At 67.3% G+C, this 18261-nt stretch carries 15 protein-coding genes; 6 read left to right on the top strand and 9 right to left on the bottom strand.

Translation table 11 applies throughout. The annotated features are described in order from the left end of the window. Positions 1 to 423: 423 nt before the first annotated feature. Positions 424 to 2838, bottom strand: coding sequence for a PE-PPE domain-containing protein (locus tag AT701_RS26875; protein WP_235630841.1), 2415 nt, complete (start codon positions 2836 to 2838; stop codon positions 424 to 426). A gap of 482 nt (positions 2839 to 3320) precedes the next feature. On the opposite strand from AT701_RS26875, the gene AT701_RS26865 reads away from it, so the two are divergent. Together AT701_RS26865 and AT701_RS26860 are read left to right on the top strand one after the other, a co-directional pair. Further along, positions 3321 to 3635 (top strand): hypothetical protein, encoded by a 315-nt coding sequence (locus AT701_RS26865; protein ID WP_003896896.1) that lies wholly within the window; start codon positions 3321 to 3323, stop codon positions 3633 to 3635. A gap of 53 nt (positions 3636 to 3688) precedes the next feature. After that, a complete protein-coding gene (locus tag AT701_RS26860; protein WP_011730575.1) occupies positions 3689 to 4051 on the top strand; it encodes a heme-binding protein in 363 nt (120 codons plus the stop codon). Positions 4052 to 4055: 4 nt separating this feature from the next. Here the strand turns inward: AT701_RS26860 and AT701_RS26855 are convergent, their stop codons facing one another. The 8 genes from AT701_RS26855 to AT701_RS26820 all read right to left on the bottom strand — a co-directional run bounded on the left by AT701_RS26855 (position 4056) and on the right by AT701_RS26820 (position 13889). Next, entirely contained in the window at positions 4056 to 4220 is a 165-nt protein-coding gene (locus tag AT701_RS26855; protein WP_081319593.1) for an ester cyclase, read from the bottom strand. Between the two features lie 16 nt (positions 4221 to 4236). Beyond that, on the bottom strand, positions 4237 to 5475 hold the full coding sequence (locus tag AT701_RS26850; protein WP_058126943.1) for a mechanosensitive ion channel family protein: 1239 nt from the start codon (positions 5473 to 5475) through the stop codon (positions 4237 to 4239). Between the two features lie 54 nt (positions 5476 to 5529). Continuing rightward, complete coding sequence (locus AT701_RS26845) at positions 5530 to 6297, bottom strand: enoyl-CoA hydratase family protein (RefSeq protein ID WP_058126942.1); 768 nt, start codon at positions 6295 to 6297, stop codon at positions 5530 to 5532. Further along, positions 6297 to 7457 (bottom strand): acyl-CoA dehydrogenase family protein, encoded by a 1161-nt coding sequence (locus AT701_RS26840; RefSeq protein ID WP_058126941.1) that lies wholly within the window; start codon positions 7455 to 7457, stop codon positions 6297 to 6299. Before AT701_RS26840 ends, AT701_RS26845 begins: the two co-directional genes overlap by 1 nt. Beyond that, positions 7454 to 9400, bottom strand: a complete 1947-nt coding sequence (locus AT701_RS26835) for an ATP-binding protein (RefSeq protein WP_011730570.1) — start codon at positions 9398 to 9400, stop codon at positions 7454 to 7456. Before AT701_RS26835 ends, AT701_RS26840 begins: the two co-directional genes overlap by 4 nt. Positions 9401 to 9499: 99 nt before the next feature. Beyond that, on the bottom strand, positions 9500 to 11095 hold the full coding sequence (locus tag AT701_RS26830; RefSeq protein ID WP_003896889.1) for an acyl-CoA carboxylase subunit beta: 1596 nt from the start codon (positions 11093 to 11095) through the stop codon (positions 9500 to 9502). Further along, a complete protein-coding gene (locus AT701_RS26825; protein WP_011730569.1) occupies positions 11092 to 12240 on the bottom strand; it encodes an acyl-CoA dehydrogenase family protein in 1149 nt (382 codons plus the stop codon). Before AT701_RS26825 ends, AT701_RS26830 begins: the two co-directional genes overlap by 4 nt. Next, complete coding sequence (locus AT701_RS26820; RefSeq protein ID WP_233032124.1) at positions 12237 to 13889, bottom strand: acyclic terpene utilization AtuA family protein; 1653 nt, start codon at positions 13887 to 13889, stop codon at positions 12237 to 12239. The genes AT701_RS26825 and AT701_RS26820 overlap by 4 nt, the downstream gene beginning before the upstream one ends. A gap of 316 nt (positions 13890 to 14205) precedes the next feature. On the opposite strand from AT701_RS26820, the gene rpmF reads away from it, so the two are divergent. From rpmF to AT701_RS26800, 4 genes are all read left to right on the top strand, one after another. Then, positions 14206 to 14379: a 50S ribosomal protein L32 gene (rpmF, locus tag AT701_RS26815; protein ID WP_003896886.1), complete on the top strand. Its 174-nt coding sequence runs from the start codon at positions 14206 to 14208 to the stop codon at positions 14377 to 14379. A 163-nt stretch (positions 14380 to 14542) separates the two neighbouring features. Continuing rightward, positions 14543 to 15229 (top strand): response regulator transcription factor, encoded by a 687-nt coding sequence (locus AT701_RS26810; RefSeq protein ID WP_014878347.1) that lies wholly within the window; start codon positions 14543 to 14545, stop codon positions 15227 to 15229. A 4-nt stretch (positions 15230 to 15233) separates the two neighbouring features. Beyond that, positions 15234 to 16712, top strand: coding sequence for a HAMP domain-containing sensor histidine kinase (locus AT701_RS26805; RefSeq protein WP_014878346.1), 1479 nt, complete (start codon positions 15234 to 15236; stop codon positions 16710 to 16712). 173 nt (positions 16713 to 16885) lie between these two features. Further along, positions 16886 to 18220: a S1C family serine protease gene (locus AT701_RS26800; RefSeq protein WP_011730565.1), complete on the top strand. Its 1335-nt coding sequence runs from the start codon at positions 16886 to 16888 to the stop codon at positions 18218 to 18220. Positions 18221 to 18261: the final 41 nt, after the last annotated feature.

Raw genomic sequence — 18261 nt, 5'->3', positions numbered from 1 at the left:
TCCGCCTTAGGTGTGTGATCTTGGTTATAGGCGGAGACACTGTAGCAACAAGATCGAAGGTCCAGCGAAAGTTGCTGTCATTCACTTTCGGCGTCGTAAATCCATGCGCGATTGCAACTGAATCCGCAGCTGAGTCCTCGTAGCCAGCCGGTCTTGACGCATGTCGACTTTGCTTCAGGTTGTCTCTGGTCAGCGGATTTAGCTGACCTATGTAAACGATCTTGAAGGTGGGGTGCTGCTTGTCACCGGCCGTACTTGGTTGCGCGGTGAAACACGGATCTCGTTGCCGTCGCCCGGTCATTGCATCTAAGGCGAACGTTGAAGTGGCAGCTCACCCCGCCGGGAGCGTGGCGACGCAAAAGACGCCGGTGTCCGTCTCGGGTGAGACGGACACCGGCGCCCGATGGTGGGTGTGTGGTGTGACTAGGCAGCGGCCTTGTCGTCGGAAGCAGATTCGCTGCTCGCGGCGGTGGAGGTCGTCGACTCGTCGTTGTTGTTCTTGCTCGTCCTGGACGCCCGGGTCTTGGACTTGGCCTTGATGTCCTCGGCAGCCTTGGTCAGAGTGTCGGTCGCGTCGGTGGTCTCCCCGGCCACCTTCTCGACGGTCTCCTGCACCGTCTTCTTCTCCGGGTCGTTGGCATCGGCGGCGTGCTTGCCGGGGGTGGCCCTGAACGACTCGGTGATCCGCTTGAGCACCGGCTTCTTCGGTTTGGCGGGTGCGTCCTGCGCGTCGGCGGTCGTCTCGGTGGCGGCTTCCTTCGTCTGCTCCGATGCCGTCGTCTCGGTCTGGCTCTTCTCGGCGGGCGTGGTTGTGGGCTCCTTGGGAGTCACGACCTCGGCCTCGGGTGCCGGTGAAACGTCGGCGTCCTTGGCGTCCTTGGTTTCTTCGACCGTCTCGACGACCGTTTCTTCGCCCTCGACTTCTTCGCCCTCGACTTCTTCGCCCTCGACTTCCGTGACCTCGGGGACCGGAGTGATGTCTTCCTTGGCGACGAAAAGCGTTCGCAGCTGGGCTCCTTCGAGCGGAGCGAGGCTGTTTGCGTCCTCCGATTCGGTGGCGCGGGCCAGGATGCTCGTGGTGGGCTCGGGTTCCTTCACCTCGAACACGTTGTCGAGGGCGTCGGTGATCTGGCCTTCGATGTCGTCGAGCGCATCGGTGACCGGCTTGAGCCCCGTTTCGACCGCCCCGAATAGCGGGTTGACGGCGGCACGAATGCCTTCCACGATCTGCGTCAACGCGGCGGCGATCGCGTACGTGATGTCGTTCTCGAAGATCGGGGCGAGGTTCAGGCCCGGGATCGTCGGAGTCCACTTGGACGGTGTCAGGGCGTTGGCCACGATGCCGTCCAGCAGCGTGTTGAAAATCAGCTTCTGCGCCGCGAGGCGCTGCGTCGGGGTGAGCGGGTTCTTGTAGAAGTACGCCTGATCGCCGGCCATGTTGTACTGGCGCTGCAGCGTCAACGGATCGACGTCCTGGTACGCCATGTTGATCATCATCCGCAGCGCCTCTTCGACACTGTCGGTCAAGGGCGTCGGAATGTGAACGCCCGGAATGAGACTCACCAGTCGCGGGATGATCCGGAACGGCTCAAGCAGCGGAAGGTTGCCGGAATCGTAGGTGATGTAGCTGCCCGTACCCGGGAACTTGGTGACGTTGGCGATCTCCTTGAGAACCTCGTCCACGCCGATGCCCAGCAAGTCGAGTTTCTCGACGACTTTCACGATCTCGGACCACCCGGGCACCATCTCCAGGCTCTGGCCACCGGTGACGTCGAGGATCGTCTTGAGCCCGTCGATCGTGCTGAGCGCCAGTTCGGGGATGACATGGCTGAGGATGTTGTTCTGGGGCTTGGTGCTGGGGAGCAGGTACGTCAGGAACACCGCGCCGACAGCGGCGTTGGCCCACGCCAGTGGGTTCAGCGTGGTGGGCGCGTCCGAGAGGATGTTGTACGCCCAGGAGATGTCGAGGATCGAGGTGTTGAGAACCTTGGTGATGTCACCACCGTTCGCGGCCCCGTTCGTGTAACTGCCCGCAGGTGGGGTCGACAGATTCAGCCCGAAGAGGTTGGTGATAGGCGTTGCGAGAGCGAACAATCCACCACCGGGGCGGCTGGGGTTGTTGAAGAAGATCAGCCACTGGCCGGTGACGCCTTCCTTCCAGTCCGCGGCGTTGGACTGCACGGCCTTGATCATGTCGCGGTAGCCGAGCGACGTGGTCAGTCCACCGAGACTTTCGGAGAAGATGGACGCACGCCGCTGGTTCAGCACCGGTGCCGTGTCGACGATTTTTTCGACGATGCCATCGATCGCCTCCCACACGATGGGGCCGACGATCGGGATGGCCTGGATCGGTTCCCCGATCATGTCGACCAGACCACTCACCAGGGGATCGAGATTGTTGACGGCGTTGTAGACATCGCTGGGCCAGGGGCCTTTGACGCCGAGGTCCACGGGGGAGAGGAATTCGAGCAGGTCGAGCAGTTCGGTGACGAGACCCGCCACCTCGCTGCCACCGAGCAGGCCGGCAGCGGCCTTGATGACATCGATCGGCATGATGCCGAGCAGTTCGGCGGCCCAGAACACCGGGCCGACCGCGTAGGCGCCACCGAGCTTGGGGATACCGGAGAGGTCGAGATCCTCCAACCCCGGGATGTTCGGGAGGCCGGGAACCGAGGCGGTCAACGCCACCTCGGCCTCCATGGTGCGCTTGTGTGCCAACAGTGCCTCCGGGGCTGCCGAACCGACACCGGCGGTGAGCGCGGCGGTGGTTGCGACGACGGCAGTGGTGACCGCCGCAGCCTTTGCCTTCTGGAGACGGTGAGGGGTTGGCTTTGTCATGAAGCGCTCCGCCTTTGTGTGTGAATCGGGAAATAGTTCGCGCACACTGTAGCAACCCGATTTCGGCTGAATCTCAAATTTGCAACCGAAAATGCCCCCGGCGTCAATGCGCAGGTCGACGACGGTTCTGAGCACGTCGCGTGGGACAAGTTCGGCCAAAAGTCCTCGCAATGAAATTGCTGGCATTTGCGCTCGAAAACGCAGCATCAGCAAACTTATGTAAGCATCAAGATCAAATGGTACTCCGGTACCATTTCGTTTGCTGGGCGCGCCGTGGGGGCAAATGCGCCGAGTGTTGCCCACGGGTCCGGGCGACCCGCCGGTGGCGAACCCGGGCCCCTGTTGCCGGGCGCACGGCACCGCGACGCGTAACCACAGAATATTCGAAAACGTCAATAACGTGATCCTGCGCTGATCCGCGTGCTTACACTCCGCCACATAGGGGTCATGGGATCCCACCGATCCGAGGAGGTGGTGGGGCCGTGCGATCAACACAGCGCTACCTGATCACAGGCTTTGCCTTGGCGTTGGCGCCGTTCGGCACCGTCGTCGTCGACCCGCCTCCCGCGCGCGCCGACTGCACGTCGTCCGGGTACGCCACCGTCTGCGCACAGGGCGAGGTGCGCGGAACCGACGGCGTGCCACGGGCGGCGACTCCTGTGGTGCCGTATCCATGCGAATACGACTGGTACTGCGGCACCGACGTGGATCTCGACATCGGTTGGGACCCAGGTCGTCCTGACCGTCCGAACCGGCCGAACCGGCCAGGAGGGGGAGGAGGCATAGGCCCCCGTTGACCGGTCCGTTGACCAGTACTCACCGAACATCACCCTTCAGCCAAGGAGTCATCATGCCTTCGAAGATTCGCCACATCGCCTGCACGGCAACGGGAGCAGTCGGATTTGCCGGCCTCATGCTGTTCGGATTCACAGGGGCTGCCGTTGCGCAGCCGCCCCCCGTCCCGCCGCCGTGCACGGCAGCGGAAATGGCGCGGGTGATGTCCGGTGTCACGTTCGACACGTCGAACTATCTCACCGAGCATCCCGATGTGAACGACTTCTTCACCAGCCTCAAGGGGCAACCCAAAGATCAGATCGCGGAGAATGTGCGCGGATACCTGGACGCGAATCCAGCTGTGCGCGATGATCTTCAGCGCATCCGCCAACCCGCGGCCGATTTTCGCAACCGCTGCGGACTGCCCCCGACGCCCTGAGCGATCAGGCCGGCTGCTGGGCGCCTGACGACGACGGGACCAGCCCGAGCTGCTGCAACATCCCGAGTGTGTCCCAGATGGCCCAGCTCTCGGCGATCTTGCCGTCGGCGTGGCGATCGGGGATCGTGATCATGACGCGGGCGTGCCTGCCCGTGGCAGGGCGGCCCATGATCTCGCCGGCGTTGTCAACACTGCGTCTGACCAGCGGCGACAGGCACCGGCTCGGTCTTCTTTGCGTCATCGCCGTCGGCATGGTCGAACGACCGCCCCCGTCGCTCCGCCTCCGGGTTGCCGGTGAACAGACCGGAGTCGGCCTGGGCGTACCCGCCGGCGGCCGTGTCCGAGATCCGTGTGTCACGGGCGCTTTCGTGTTCGATGCGCTGTCGCGGCAGCGCACCGGGATTGGTGCGCTGCAACCACTCGACCAGACCCTCGCGCACGTTGCACTGCAGATCCCACAACGCCCCGGCGTTCGGCGCGCTGACGAGTACCCGTACCCGCACCTGCCCGCCGACGGCATCGGTCACCTGGAGCACTCCGACGCGCTGATCCCACAGCGGGTCAGCGCGCAACAACCGGTCCAGTTCGGCGCGCATGGCATCGAGCGGCACCGTGAAGTCGGCGTCGAGTTCGACGGTGCCCAACAGTTCGGTCGCGTTGCGCGTCCAGTTCTGGAACGGCGTGGTGGTGAAATACGTGCACGGCAACACAAGGCGGCGCTCATCCCACAGATGGACGACGACGTAGGTGAGCGTGATCTCCTCGATGCGGCCCCACTCGTCCTCCAGGACCACCACGTCGCCCACGCGGATCGCGTCGGAGAACGCGATCTGGATACCGGCGAACACCGCTCCCAACGACGTCTGTGCGGCCAGGCCCGCGACCACCGACAACACGCCGGCCGACGCGAACACCGTCTTGCCGATATCGCTGAACGACGGGAACGTCATCAGCGCCGCCGCGACACCCAGCACGGCCACCACGGCGACCACCAGGCGGCGGACCAGGGTGACCTGTGTGCGGACCTTGCGTCGGTGCAGGTCTGCATCGGTGAGCCCGGTGTCCCCGCCGGCGAATCGCGTCAACGCCTGTCGTTCGGCCACCATGACGAGCGCCGCGATCAACCACGTGATCGTGGCGATCAGAGCGATCACCAGCGAGTGATCCAGCCAGCCGCGCCAACTCGCCTGCTCATCGGAGGTCCGTTGCACGGCGACCGTGGCGGCGATCACCATCAGCGTCGCGCGCACCGGCCTGCGTGTCAGTTGCGCGGCGTCGCGCAACACCGCGCTGCGTCCACCCACGCGTTGCACCAGCCAGTTCAACCCGAGGCCGGTGCCATAGGCAAGTGCTACGGCACCCGCGACCCATGCGGCGGTGACGGCGAAATTCGTTGCAGATTCGAGCTTGATCGTCTCAGACATCAGAACCTGCGTTCCCACGCACGGCGGGAAGTCAAACAATCCCGGACTGCGTACCTAATCCGCCCAGTTCGGCGGCCGCTTCTGTAGAAACGCCAGCATCCCCTCGCGGGCCTCATCGGAGACGAACAGGCGTGCGGACTGCTGGGTGAGTTCCTCGGCGTGCTCGTCGAAATCGCGCAGGATCGCCGCGGTGGTCAGGGCTTTCGACGTTGCGAGGCCCTGTGGTGACCCTCTGGCTATCTCACCCGCCAGTGCCGCCACGGCCGTGTCGACGTCGTCGGCGGCGACCGTGACCAGGCCGACCGCGGCGGCCTCCTCGGCGCCGAATCGCTCACCGGTGAGGAAGTAGCGGCCCGCCGAGCGGGGTGTCATCTTGGACAGCAGCGTGAGCGAGATGATCGACGGCGCAACCCCGATCCGTGCCTCGGTCAACGCGAACGTACTGCCGGGCCCGGCCACCACCACGTCGCACGCCCCCACCAGTCCCAGACCGCCGGCTCGCACATGACCGTCGATAGCCCCGATCACGGGTAGGCGCAACTCCAGGATCGCGCGCAGCAGCGTGGTCATCTCGCGCGCCCGGTCGACGGCGATATCCGCAGGGTCGCGTCCGGCTGCCTCACTGAGATCGGCTCCCGCGCAGAATGTTCCGCCGGTGTGCCCCAGGACCACCACGCGGACGCCGGATTGCCCCGCGGCGCGGGCGAAACCCTCGTGCAGTTGTTCGACCAGCGCCGTCGAGAGCGCGTTGCGGTTGTGCGGAGAGTCGAGCGTCAACCGTGCGACGGCGCCGTCGACCTCGTAGCGTACGAGAGTGTCCATCAGTATGAGCGCGGGAGTCCGAGTGAGGTCTGCGCGACGAAGTTGAGGATCATCTCGCGACTGACCGGTGCGATGCGCGCCAACTTCGATGCCGTGACCGCCGCGGCGATGCCGTACTCCTTGGTCAAACCGTTGCCGCCCAGGGACTGCACGGCCTGGTCGACCGCACGGACCGAGGCCTCGCCTGCGGCGTACTTGGCCATGTTGGCGGCCTCGGCGGCCCCGAGATCGTCACCCGCGTCGTACAGTGCCGCGGCCTTCTGCATCATCAGCTTGGCGAGTTCGATCTCGATGTGGTTCTGCGCCAGCGGATGTGACAGACCCTGGTGCGAGCCGATCGGCACCTTCCAGACCTGGCGGGTCTTGACGTAATCGACGGCCTTGTGGATCGCGAACCGGCCCATGCCCACCGCACTGGCCGCACCCATGATGCGCTCGGGATTGAGGCCGGCGAACAGTTGCGCGAGCGCGGCGTCCTCGGAACCCACCAGCGCATCGGCGGGTACCCGCACATCGTCGAGGAACACCTGGAACTGGCTCTCCGGGCTGATCAACTCCATCTCGATCTTCGTCCAGTGCAGTCCCGGGGTGTCGGTGGGGATCACGAACAGTGCGGGCTTCAGATTGCCGGTCTTGTGATCTTCCGTGCGGCCCACCACCAGCACGGCCTGCGCCTGGTCGATGCCGGAGATGAACACCTTCTGACCCTTGAGGATCCAGTCGCTACCGTCGCGGCGGGCCGTGGTGGTGATGCGGTGGCTGTTGGATCCGGCGTCGGGTTCGGTGATGGCGAATGCCATGGTGATCGACCCGTCGGCGATGCCGGGAAGCCAGCGCCTCTTCTGCTCCTCGGTGCCGAACTTGGAGATGATGGTGCCGTTGATCGCGGGGGAGACCACCATCATCAGCAGGGCGCACCCGGTGGCGGCCATCTCTTCCATGACCAGGCTGAGTTCGTACATGCCTGCCCCGCCGCCGCCGTACTCCTCGGGCAGGTTCACCCCGATGAAGCCGAGTTTGCCCGCCTCGTTCCACAATTCGGTGGTGTGTTGGCCGGCGCGGGCCTTCTCCAGGTAATAGTCCTGCCCGTAGTTGGCCGCCATGGCCGCGACAGCGCGGCGCAGCGCCTGCTGTTCCTCGGTCTCGACGAAACCGCTCATCGTTGTTCTCCTTCGGGATCTTCCACACGGGCGAGGACTTCGCCGACATCGACCTGCCGGCCGGGTTCGACATTGAGTTCGGTGAGCACACCGTCGCTGGGCGCGGCCACGGTGTGCTCCATCTTCATGGCCTCCAGCCACACCAGAGGTTGGCCCGCGGACACCTTCGCGCCGACCGTGGCGCCGACACGGACCACGGTGCCGGGCATGGGGGCCAACAGCGAACCGTGCGCGACGGCGTCCCCGGGATCGGGGAAGCGGGGCATCGCGGTGAACCGCACCGGGCCCAGCGGTGAGTCGACGAAGACATCGAAGACGTCGTCGCCGTGGCGGGCCACGTCGAACGTGTACTCGACCCCGTCGAGACCCAGCACCACGCGGGCCGGCGTCGCCGAGACCAACGCGACGTTCTCGTCGTCGGGTAGCCGCAGGCCGTCGCGCGCGAACCGGTACCGCACCTCGACCTCCTCACCAGAGGCATCGTGGTAGCGACGCTGCTGATAACCCGAGGCCAGGTTGCGCCAGCCGCTGGGTGCGGGCAGGAAAGCCTCTGCGGCGCTGCGGTTGTGGGCGGCATCGGCCAACGTGGCGGCGATCGCCGACGCCCGGGCCGCGACGGGTGTGGTCAGCGGAGCGGCCAGCACGTCGAGCCCGTGGGTGTCGAAGAACGCGGTGTCGGTGGCGCCGTCGAGAAACGCCGGGTGTCGCAGGACGTTCACCAGCAGGTCCCGATTGGTGCGGACGCCGTGGATCCGGGCACGGGCCAACGCATCCGCGAGAACCGCTGCGGCGCGTCGCCGTGTCGGGGCGTGTGCGATGACCTTGGCGAGCATCGAGTCATAGAAGACCGACACCACCGAACCGTCGACGAAACCGGTGTCGGTGCGCACATTCTCGGGAAAGTCGAACCGGTGCAACGTGCCTGCCTGGGGCTGCCAGTCCTTGGCCGGATCCTCGGCGTAGATGCGGGCCTCGATGGCCGCGCCGCGCGTCGGCGGGGGCTCGGGGTCCAACCGGCCGCCGTCGGCGACGAGCAGTTGCAACTCGACCAGGTCGAGTCCCGTGGTGGCCTCTGTCACCGGATGTTCCACCTGCAGCCGGGTGTTCATCTCCAGGAAGAAGAAATCGCCGTTGTCGTCGGCCATGAACTCGACCGTGCCCGCCCCGGTGTACCCGATGGCCTGCGCGGCCAGGCGGGCCGCGTCGAACAGCTTGGCGCGCATGCCCGGTGTGCGTTCGACGAGCGGGGACGGTGCCTCCTCGATGACCTTCTGATGGCGGCGCTGGATCGAGCATTCACGTTCGCCGACAGTCCACACCGTGCCGTGCGCGTCGGCGAGCACCTGCACCTCGACGTGGTGACCTGCCGCGAGGTAGTGCTCGCAGAACACGGTCGGATCACCGAAGGCCGACTGGGCCTCTCGTTGCGCCGCGGCCACCTCGTCCGGCAGCGCCGCGAGATCACCCACCACCCGCATACCGCGACCGCCACCACCTGCCGACGCCTTCACCAGCACCGGCAACTGTTCGGCCGTCACCGTGTCGGGGTCGAGTTCGGTGAGCACCGGCACACCCGCGGCCGCCATGAGTTTCTTGGCCTCGATCTTGGAACCCATGGCACTCACCGCGGCCACGGGCGGTCCGATCCACGTCAGCCCCGCGTCGATCACGGCGGCCGCGAAATCGGGGTTCTCCGAGAGGAATCCGTAGCCGGGATGGATCGCGTCGGCGCCGGATGCCTGCGCCGCGGCGATGATTTGCGCGATGTCGAGGTACCCGTTGCGGCCCTGCAGACGCACGCGAGCGTCGGCCTCGGCGACGTGCGGCAGATCTGCGTCGGGATCGGTGTACACCGCGACCGTGCCGATGCCCAGGCGGCGGCAGGTCGCGAACACCCGCCGGGCGATCTCGCACCGGTTGGCCACCAGAACTCGTGTGATCATGCGCGGACTCCGCGTCGCCGAACGTGGGCTTGTGTTCGAGAAATCGACGAGAAATGGGTCATAGGCCCACATTCGACGGCGTATCGGTGCATCTAGACCTCACATCCGGAAGACGCCGAAGTTCGACGTCCCCTCCACGGGTGCGTTCGCGATCGCGGACAGGCACATTCCGAGCACCGTGCGGGTGTCGCGCGGATCGATCACGCCGTCGTCGTACAACCGCCCGGACAGGAACATCGGCAGCGACTCGGCCTCGATCTGGGCCTCGACGGCCGCGCGCAGTGCCGCGTCGGCATCCTCGTCGACCGTCTGCCCGCGGGCCTCCGCCGCTGCGCGGCTCACGATCGACAGCACCCCCGCGAGTTGCGTGCCACCCATCACCGCGGACTTGGCGCTGGGCCACGCGAACAGGAACCGCGGATCATAGGCGCGCCCGCACATGCCGTAGTGCCCCGCGCCGTAGGATGCGCCGATCAGCAGGCTGATGTGCGGCACGGTCGAGTTGGACACCGCATTGATCATCATCGAGCCGTGCTTGACCATGCCGCCCTCTTCGTACTGCTTGCCCACCATGTAGCCGGTGGTGTTGTGCAGGAACAACAGTGGGGTGTCGGCGCGGTTGGCCAGCTGGATGAACTGTGTGGCCTTCTGCGACTCCTCGCTGAACAGCACACCGCGCGCGTTGGCCAGGATGCCCACGGGATAACCCCACAGCCGGGCCCACCCGGTGACCAGCGACGAACCGTAGAGCGGTTTGAACTCGTCGAAATCTGAGTCGTCGACGATACGGGCGATGACATCGCGCGGATCGAACGGCACGCGCAGGTCGGCGGGCACGATGCCGATGAGTTCCTCTGCGTTGTAACGCGGTTCGACCACTTCGGCCGGGGCGGGGCCCTGCTTGCGCCAGTTCAGCCGCGCCACGATGCGCCGCCCGATGCGGATGGCGTCGGGTTCGTCGAGCGCGAAGTAGTCGGCCAGACCCGAGGTGCGGGCGTGCATCTCGGCGCCGCCCAGCGACTCGTCGTCGGACTCCTCACCCGTGGCCATCTTGACAAGCGGCGGCCCGGCGAGGAACACCTTGGAGCGTTCTCTGATCATCACGACGTGATCGGACATGCCGGGCACGTACGCCCCGCCCGCCGTCGAGTTGCCGAACACCAGCGCGATGGTCGGGATCCCCGCGGCCGACAACCGGGTGAGGTCGCGGAACATCTGCCCGCCCGGGATGAAGATCTCTTTCTGCGTCGGCAGATCGGCGCCGCCGGATTCCACCAGCGAGATCACCGGAAGCCGGTTCTGCAGCGCGATCTGGTTGGCGCGCAGGATCTTCTTGAGCGTCCAGGGATTGCTGGTGCCGCCCTTGACGGTGGGGTCGTTGGCGACGATGAGGCATTCCACGCCCTCGACCGCGCCGATGCCGGTGACGACGCTGGCGCCCACGGCGAAGTCGGTGCCCCACGCCGCGAGCGGGCTCAGCTCGAGGAACGGCGAGTCCGGGTCGAGCAGCAGTTCGACACGCTCACGCGCGGTGAGCTTGCCGCGCGCGTGATGGCGGTCGACGTACTTGGGCCCGCCGCCCCCGAGGGCCTTGGCGTGTTCGGCATCGAGTTCGGAGAGCTTGGCCGTCATCACCGCGGCGGCCTCGTTGAAGCCGGGGGAGGTGGCATCGATCGTGGAGTGCAGGGCAGTCATGACTGGAACCCCAGCGTCTTGGCGGCCAGGCTGGTCAAGATCTCGGTGGTGCCGCCGCCGATGCCGAGGATGCGCATGTCGCGGTACTGGCGCTCGACCTCGGACTCGGCCATGTAGCCCATGCCGCCGAACAATTGGACGGCCTGGTTGGCCACCCACTCGCCGGCCTCCACGGCGGTGTTCTTGGCGAAGCACACCTCGGCGATCAGATTCGTCTCGCCCGCGAGTTGTCGTTCCACCACGTGCCGCGTGTACACCCGCGCGACGTCGATGCGCCGGGCCATGCCCGCGAGTGTGTTCTGCACCGCCTGCCGTGAGATCAGTGGACGCCCGAACGTGTCCCGGTTGCGGCACCACTCGACGGTGAGGTCCAGGCAGCGCTGCGCGCCCGCGTAGGCCTGCGTGGCCAGGCCCACCCGTTCGGCCACGAACGCGGCCGCGATCTGCGCGAACCCCGTGTTCTCGCTGCCCACCAGGTTCGCCACGGGCACCCGCACATCGGTGTAGGACAGCTCGGCGGTATCGCTTGAGCGCCAACCCATCTTGTCGAGCTTGCGGGTCACCTCGAATCCCGGTGTGCCCTTGTCCACCACGATCAGCGAGACGCCGCCCGCGCCCGGGCCGCCTGTGCGTGCGGCGGTCACGACGTAGTCGGCGCGCACACCCGAGGTGATGTAGGTCTTGGCGCCGTTGATGACGTAGTGGTCGCCGTCCAGATCGGCGCGGGTGCGCAGATGCCCGACGTCGGATCCGCCGCCGGGTTCGGTGATGGCCAGCGCGCCGATCTTCTCGCCGCGCAGTGTCGGCCGCACATAGGTGTCGATGAGCCGCTGGTCGCCCGAGGCGATCATGTGGGGGACAGCGATACCGCACGTGAACAGCGATGCGTACACCCCGCCGGGTGAGCCCGCGTAGTGCATCTCCTCGCAGATGACCACCGGATCGGCGCCGTCCCCGCCGCTGCCGCCCGCATCCTCGGGGAAGCCCGCGCCCAGCAGACCCAGTTCCGCGGCCTTGCGGTGCAGTTCGCGGGGGATCTCCCCGGCGCGTTCCCATTCGTGGGCGTGCGGAAGCACCTCGCGTTCGGCGAAGGCGCGCACGGTTTTTCGCAGTGCCTCGCGTTCTGCGGTGGTCCAGATGCTCATGGCAACAGATCCTTCGGGATGTCGAGGTGACGGCTGCGCAGCCATTCACCGAGGCCTTTCGCCTGTGGGTCGAAACGTGCCTGACAGGCCACGCCCTTCCCCAGAATGTCGTCGATGACGAAGTTCAGCGCCCGCAGATTGGGCAGCACGTGTCGTGTGACGGGCAATTCGGCGGCCTCGGGCAGCAGGTCGCGCAGCACGTCGACGGTCAGTGTGTGCACCAGCCACCGATACGACGCGTCGCTGCGCACCCACACCCCGACGTTGGCCGATCCGCCCTTGTCGCCGCTGCGGGCCCCGGCGATCAGGCCCAGCGGCGCGCGCACTGTCGGGCCCGGGTCGGGCGGCGCGACAGCGGGTTCGGGAACCGGTCCCAGTTCCCGCGTCTCGGACGTCGGCGGGATCGCGACGCGGGTGCCGTCGGCGTGCACCGCGACATGCGCGACCTCGGCGGCGGCCACGTAACCGGGCGTGAAGATCCCGTAGATCTGGGCGTCACCGGGCGGGGCGGTGGCGGTGAAGCCGGGATAGCTGGCCAACGCGAGTTCGACGGCCGCCGAGGAGAACTGGCGCCCGACGGTGTTCGGGTCAGGATCGCGCACCACGCAGTGCAGCAGTGCGCTGGCCGCCTCCTCGGTGCCGGCGTCGGGATGGTCGGTGCGCGCCAGCGTCCATTCCAGTTCCGCGGGTTCGGTCTTGAGCGCGCACTCCAACTGGTTGCGCACCAGCTGAGCCTTGGCCTCGATGTCCAGGCCGGTGAGCACAAACGTCGTCGCGTTGCGGAACCCGCCGATGCGGTTGAGCGACACCTTGTACGTCGGCGGCGGGGGCTCGCCGACGACGCCCGAGATGCGCACCCGGTCGGGCCCGTCGGGGTCGAGTCGCAGCGAGTCGACACGGAGCGTGACGTCGGGGTTCGCGTAGCGTGCGCCGCCGATCTCGTAGAGCAATTGCGCGGTCACGGTGCCGACGTCGACACGGCCGCCGGTGCCGGGATGCTTGGTGATCACCGAGGACCCGTCGGCGGCGATCTCGGCGATCGGGAAGCCGGGATGCAGCAGATCCTCGATCTCGGTGAAGAACGCGTAGTTGCCGCCGGTGGCCTGGGCCCCGCATTCGATGACGTGCCCGGCGGCCACCGCACCGGCGAGCGCGTCGTAATCGGTGCGGGCCCAGCCGAAGTGCGCGGCCGCGGGTCCGACGGTGACCGAGGCGTCGGTGACGCGGCCCGTGACAACGACGTCGGCGCCGGCGTTCAGACAGTCGACGATGCCCCAGGCGCCCAGATAGGCGTTGGCGGCCAGCGGGTCGCCGGACTCGGAGAAGCCGAGTTCGGCGGCGCGGGGAAGCAGGTCGTCGCCCTCGACGTGGGCGACGGCGACGCTCAACCCGAGCCGTCCGGCCAGCGCCCGCACCGCCTCGGCCAGGCCCGCGGGGTTGAGCCCGCCCGCGTTGGCTACGATCTTCACGCCCTTGTCCAGCGCGAGCCCGAGGGACTCCTCGAGTTGGCGCAGGAACGTCCTGGCGTAGCCGCGCCCGGGATCCTTGGCGCGGTCGCGCGCGAGGATCAGCATCGTGAGCTCGGCGAGGTAGTCGCCGGTGAGGTAATCGAGCTCGCCCCCGGTCAGCATCTCCCGCATGGCGGCCATGCGGTCGCCGTAGAACCCGGAACAGTTCCCGATCCGGACCGAACCAGAAGTCACGCATACTCCCGTCGACGCCGACTGAGCCCAACCAACCGGTAGGTTATCCGGTACCACCGGTCACGAGTCAAGGATTTCTGTGACGGACCGCGGCGCGGGCCGCGGTTGTGCCGCCTGTCACGCCAGCGTATGGCGTATCCGACCAGTTCCGTCGGGCGTTTTGGAGCCGACCCAGGTCAACGGTTACTCTGTAGTGCAATCGTCGCCGTCGGCGAGTGAACACGTTCGCGCGGCAACAACCCTAAGCAAGGAGATGCACGTCATGGCTGTGCCCAAGCGCAGAATGTCGCGCGCGAACACCCGTAGCCGGCGCGCGCAGTGGAAGGCCGAGGCCCCCGGTCTGGTGACCGTGAGCGTCGCCGGCCAGCAGCGCAAGGTCCCGCGCCGCCTGCTCAAGGCCGCGCGTCTGGGTCTGGTCGACCTCGACAAGCGCTGAAACGCGCAACACCACAAAAAGCGCTATCACTTGTGATAGCGCTTTTTCGTGTGCTCCGGGTCAGGTCTCATCGCAGAGATGTGCGGCAGATTACGACAGACACAGGGTGAATTTGCGGCGCGCCTCTCAGCCCTCTCTCAGATAGTGAGTCAAAACTGTGGCTGTGCGCATACTTGTCGTTGACGACGATCGCGCTGTGCGCGAATCCCTGCGCCGGTCGCTTTCCTTCAATGGTTATTCGGTCGAACTCGCCCAGGACGGGGTCGAGGCTCTCGACGCGATCACCAACAACCGGCCGGACGCCCTGATCCTCGACGTCATGATGCCCAGGCTCGACGGCCTCGAGGTCTGCAGGCAGCTTCGCAGCACGGGCGACGACCTGCCGATCCTGGTGCTCACCGCGCGCGACTCGGTGTCCGAGCGCGTCGCCGGCCTGGACGCGGGCGCCGATGACTACCTGCCCAAGCCGTTCGCACTCGAGGAACTGCTGGCGCGGATGCGCGCCCTGCTGCGCCGCACGGTCTCCGACGACAGTGGCGACTCGCAGAAGATGACGTTCTCCGATCTGACGCTCGACCCGGTGACCCGCGAGGTCACGCGCGGCGGACGGCAGATCAGCCTGACGCGCACCGAGTTCTCGCTGCTGGAGATGCTCATCGCCAACCCGCGGCGTGTGCTGACCCGCAGCCGCATCCTGGAAGAGGTGTGGGGATTCGATTTCCCGACCTCGGGCAACGCCCTTGAGGTCTACATCGGATATCTGCGCCGCAAGACCGAGGCAGAAGGCGAGCCGCGGCTGATCCACACCGTGCGTGGCGTCGGCTACGTGCTGCGGGAAACGCCTCCGTAGCGAGATGGCCTTTCCTCCGAACTCCTGGCGGCCCACGGGCCCGCTCCCCACCAGCTCACTGTCCTTGCGCTGGCGCGTGATGATGCTCGCGATGTCGATGGTGGCGCTCGTGGTGGTGCTGATGGCCGTCGCGGTGTACGCCGTCGTCTCGCGCGCGCTCTACGACGACCTCGACAACCAGCTGCACAGCCGGGCCCGGCTGCTCATCGAGAGCGGGTCGCTGGCCGCCGATCCGGGCAAGGCCATCGAGGGCACCGCCTACTCGGACGTCAACGCGATGCTGGTGATCCCGGGCCGGTCGATCTACACCGCCAACCAGCAGGGTCAGACGCTGCCGCTGGGAGAACCGGAGAAAGACGTCATCTCCGGCGAACTGCTCATGTCACTGCGCACGGCCAATCATCAGCGGGTGCTCGCGGTGCATCTGGCCAACGGCAGTTCACTGCTGATCTCCAAGAGCCTCGCGCCGACCGTCCAAGTGCTCAGACGGCTCGGCACGGTGCTGCTGATCGTCGGCGGTATCGGCGTCGCCGTGGCCGCCATCGCCGGTGGGGCCGTCGCCAGAGCGGGGCTGCGTCCCGTCGGCAGACTCACCGAGGCCGCCGAACGGGTGGCCCGCACCGACGACCTACGACCCATCCCGGTGGTCGGCAGCGACGAGCTCGCGCGCCTCACCGAGGCGTTCAACATGATGTTGCGGGCGCTGGCCGAATCCCGCGAACGCCAGGCCCGGCTGGTCTCCGACGCGGGACACGAACTGCGCACGCCGCTGACCTCGCTGCGCACCAACGTCGAACTGCTGATGGCCGCGCAGGAACCCGGTGCACCGCCGCTGCCCGAGGACGAGATGGCCGGGCTGCGCGCCGACGTGATCGCCCAGATCGAGGAGTTGTCCACGCTCGTGGGCGATCTCGTGGACCTCACCCGCGAGGACGCGGGCGGCATCACGCCCGAGCCCGTCGACATGGCCGACGTCATCGACCGCAGCCTCGAACGGGTCCGCCGCCGCCGCAACGACATCGAGTTCGATGTCGACGTCATCGGCTGGCAGGTGTTCGGCGATGCACAGGGTCTGGGCCGCGCGGTGCTCAACCTGCTCGACAACGCCGCGAAGTGGAGTCCGCCGGGCGGACGCGTGGGCGTCCGGCTGCATCAGGTCGACCACATGCATGCCGAAATCGTCGTCTCCGACCAGGGACCCGGCATCCCGCCGGAGGAGCGGCGCCTGGTGTTCGAGCGGTTCTACCGCTCCGACGCGGCGCGTGCGATGCCCGGATCCGGTCTGGGCCTGGCGATCGTGCAGCAGGTGGTCCTGAAACACGGTGGCGCGCTTCGCATCGACGAGACGGTCCCCGGCGGCAACCCGCCGGGCGCCTCGGTCCACATGCTGCTGCCCGGCCAGCGGATCCCCGATCCGGGTGCGACACGCTCCGCCGAGGGGTTCGTCGACGACCGGGGCGGGCATACTGTCGCCACCGAATAGGTGAGGCAGGCAACAGCGCCGGGGGGCAACTCATGGACGGGTCCGAATGATCTCTAAGTGGATTCTCAGCCCAGCTATGCAACCTGTTACGCAGCAGCTTCGTTGGTTGAAGTAGAAGTGCCGCAGCCGCAACAACAGCAGGACCCTTTAGAAGAGAAGAGCACCGCAGCGAAATGACCAACCACCCGAGGTACTCACAGCAGCCGGACCCCCGCACCGGCGCCACGCCCGGTTACCCGGGTGGGCGCCCCGACCCGTATCAGCAGACGTCCCAGTACGACTGGCGTTACGCCCAGCAGGTCCAGCAGGCGCCCCAGTCGCCTCAGACGCATCAGACCCAGCCGGGCTTCCGCCCGGCGTATGACCCCTATCGCGCGCCCAGCACCGCGCAGCCCGTCGCGATCCCCGCGAAGAAGCGCTCCAGGGCCGGGCTGGCCGCGGGCGCCCTTGCGGTGGCGGTGGTTTCGGCGGGCATCGGCGGCGGCGTCGCGACGCTCGTGCACAACGAGAGCCCGCAGTTGGGCTCCCCGGCCATCGGTGCGGCACCGACCGTGCCCGCGGCCGCGCTGCCCGCAGGCAGCGTCGAGCAGGTCGCGGCCAAGGTGGTGCCGAGTGTGGTCAAGCTCGAGACGGATCTGGGCCGCGCGTCGGAAGAGGGCTCGGGCATCATCCTGACCGCCGACGGGCTCATCCTCACCAACAACCACGTCGTCGCGGCCGCGAAGGGCGACGGTCCGGGACCGGCCGCCCAGACCAAGGTGACCTTCGCGGACGGCACCACACGGCCGTTCACGGTCGTCGGCACCGACCCCAGCAGCGACATCGCCGTGGTGCGGGCGCAGGACGTGTCCGGACTGACCCCGATCACGCTGGGCTCGTCGGCGAACCTGCGCGTCGGCCAGGACGTCGTCGCCATCGGGTCCCCGCTTGGCCTCGAGGGCACCGTCACCACCGGCATCGTCAGCGCGCTCAACCGGCCCGTGGCCGCAGGCGGTGACACCCGTAACCAGAACACCGTGCTCGACGCCATCCAGACCGACGCCGCGATCAACCCGGGCAACTCCGGTGGCGCACTGGTCAACATGAACGGCGAACTGGTCGGCATCAACTCGGCGATCGCGACCATGGGCGGCGATTCGCCCAACGCCCAGAGCGGGTCGATCGGCCTCGGCTTCGCGATTCCGGTGGACCAGGCCAAGCGCATCGCCGACGAACTGATCCAGAACGGTGTCGCCTCGCACGCGTCGCTGGGTGTGCAGGTGGCCAACGACAGGAGCAGTGACGGCGCGAAGATCGTCGAGGTCAACGACGGCGGTGCCGCCGCGGCGGCCGGCCTGCCCAGCGGTGTCGTGGTCACCAAGGTCGACGACCGCGTGATCGGCAGCGCCGACGCGCTCGTGGCGGCCGTGCGGTCCAAGGCTCCCGGTGAGAAGGTCACGCTGACCTACCTCGACCAGGCAGGCAAGCCGCAGACCGTGGACGTCACGCTGGGGAAGGCCGAGCAGTGAGGCCGCCGACGGGAACGCTGACCGCCACCCGCGGGCCGGTG

This window comes from Mycolicibacterium smegmatis (assembly GCF_001457595.1).
Taxonomy (GTDB): domain Bacteria; phylum Actinomycetota; class Actinomycetes; order Mycobacteriales; family Mycobacteriaceae; genus Mycobacterium; species Mycobacterium smegmatis.
Note: the sequence above shows the minus strand (reverse complement) of the source record. Positions and strands in the feature narration are given on the sequence as shown.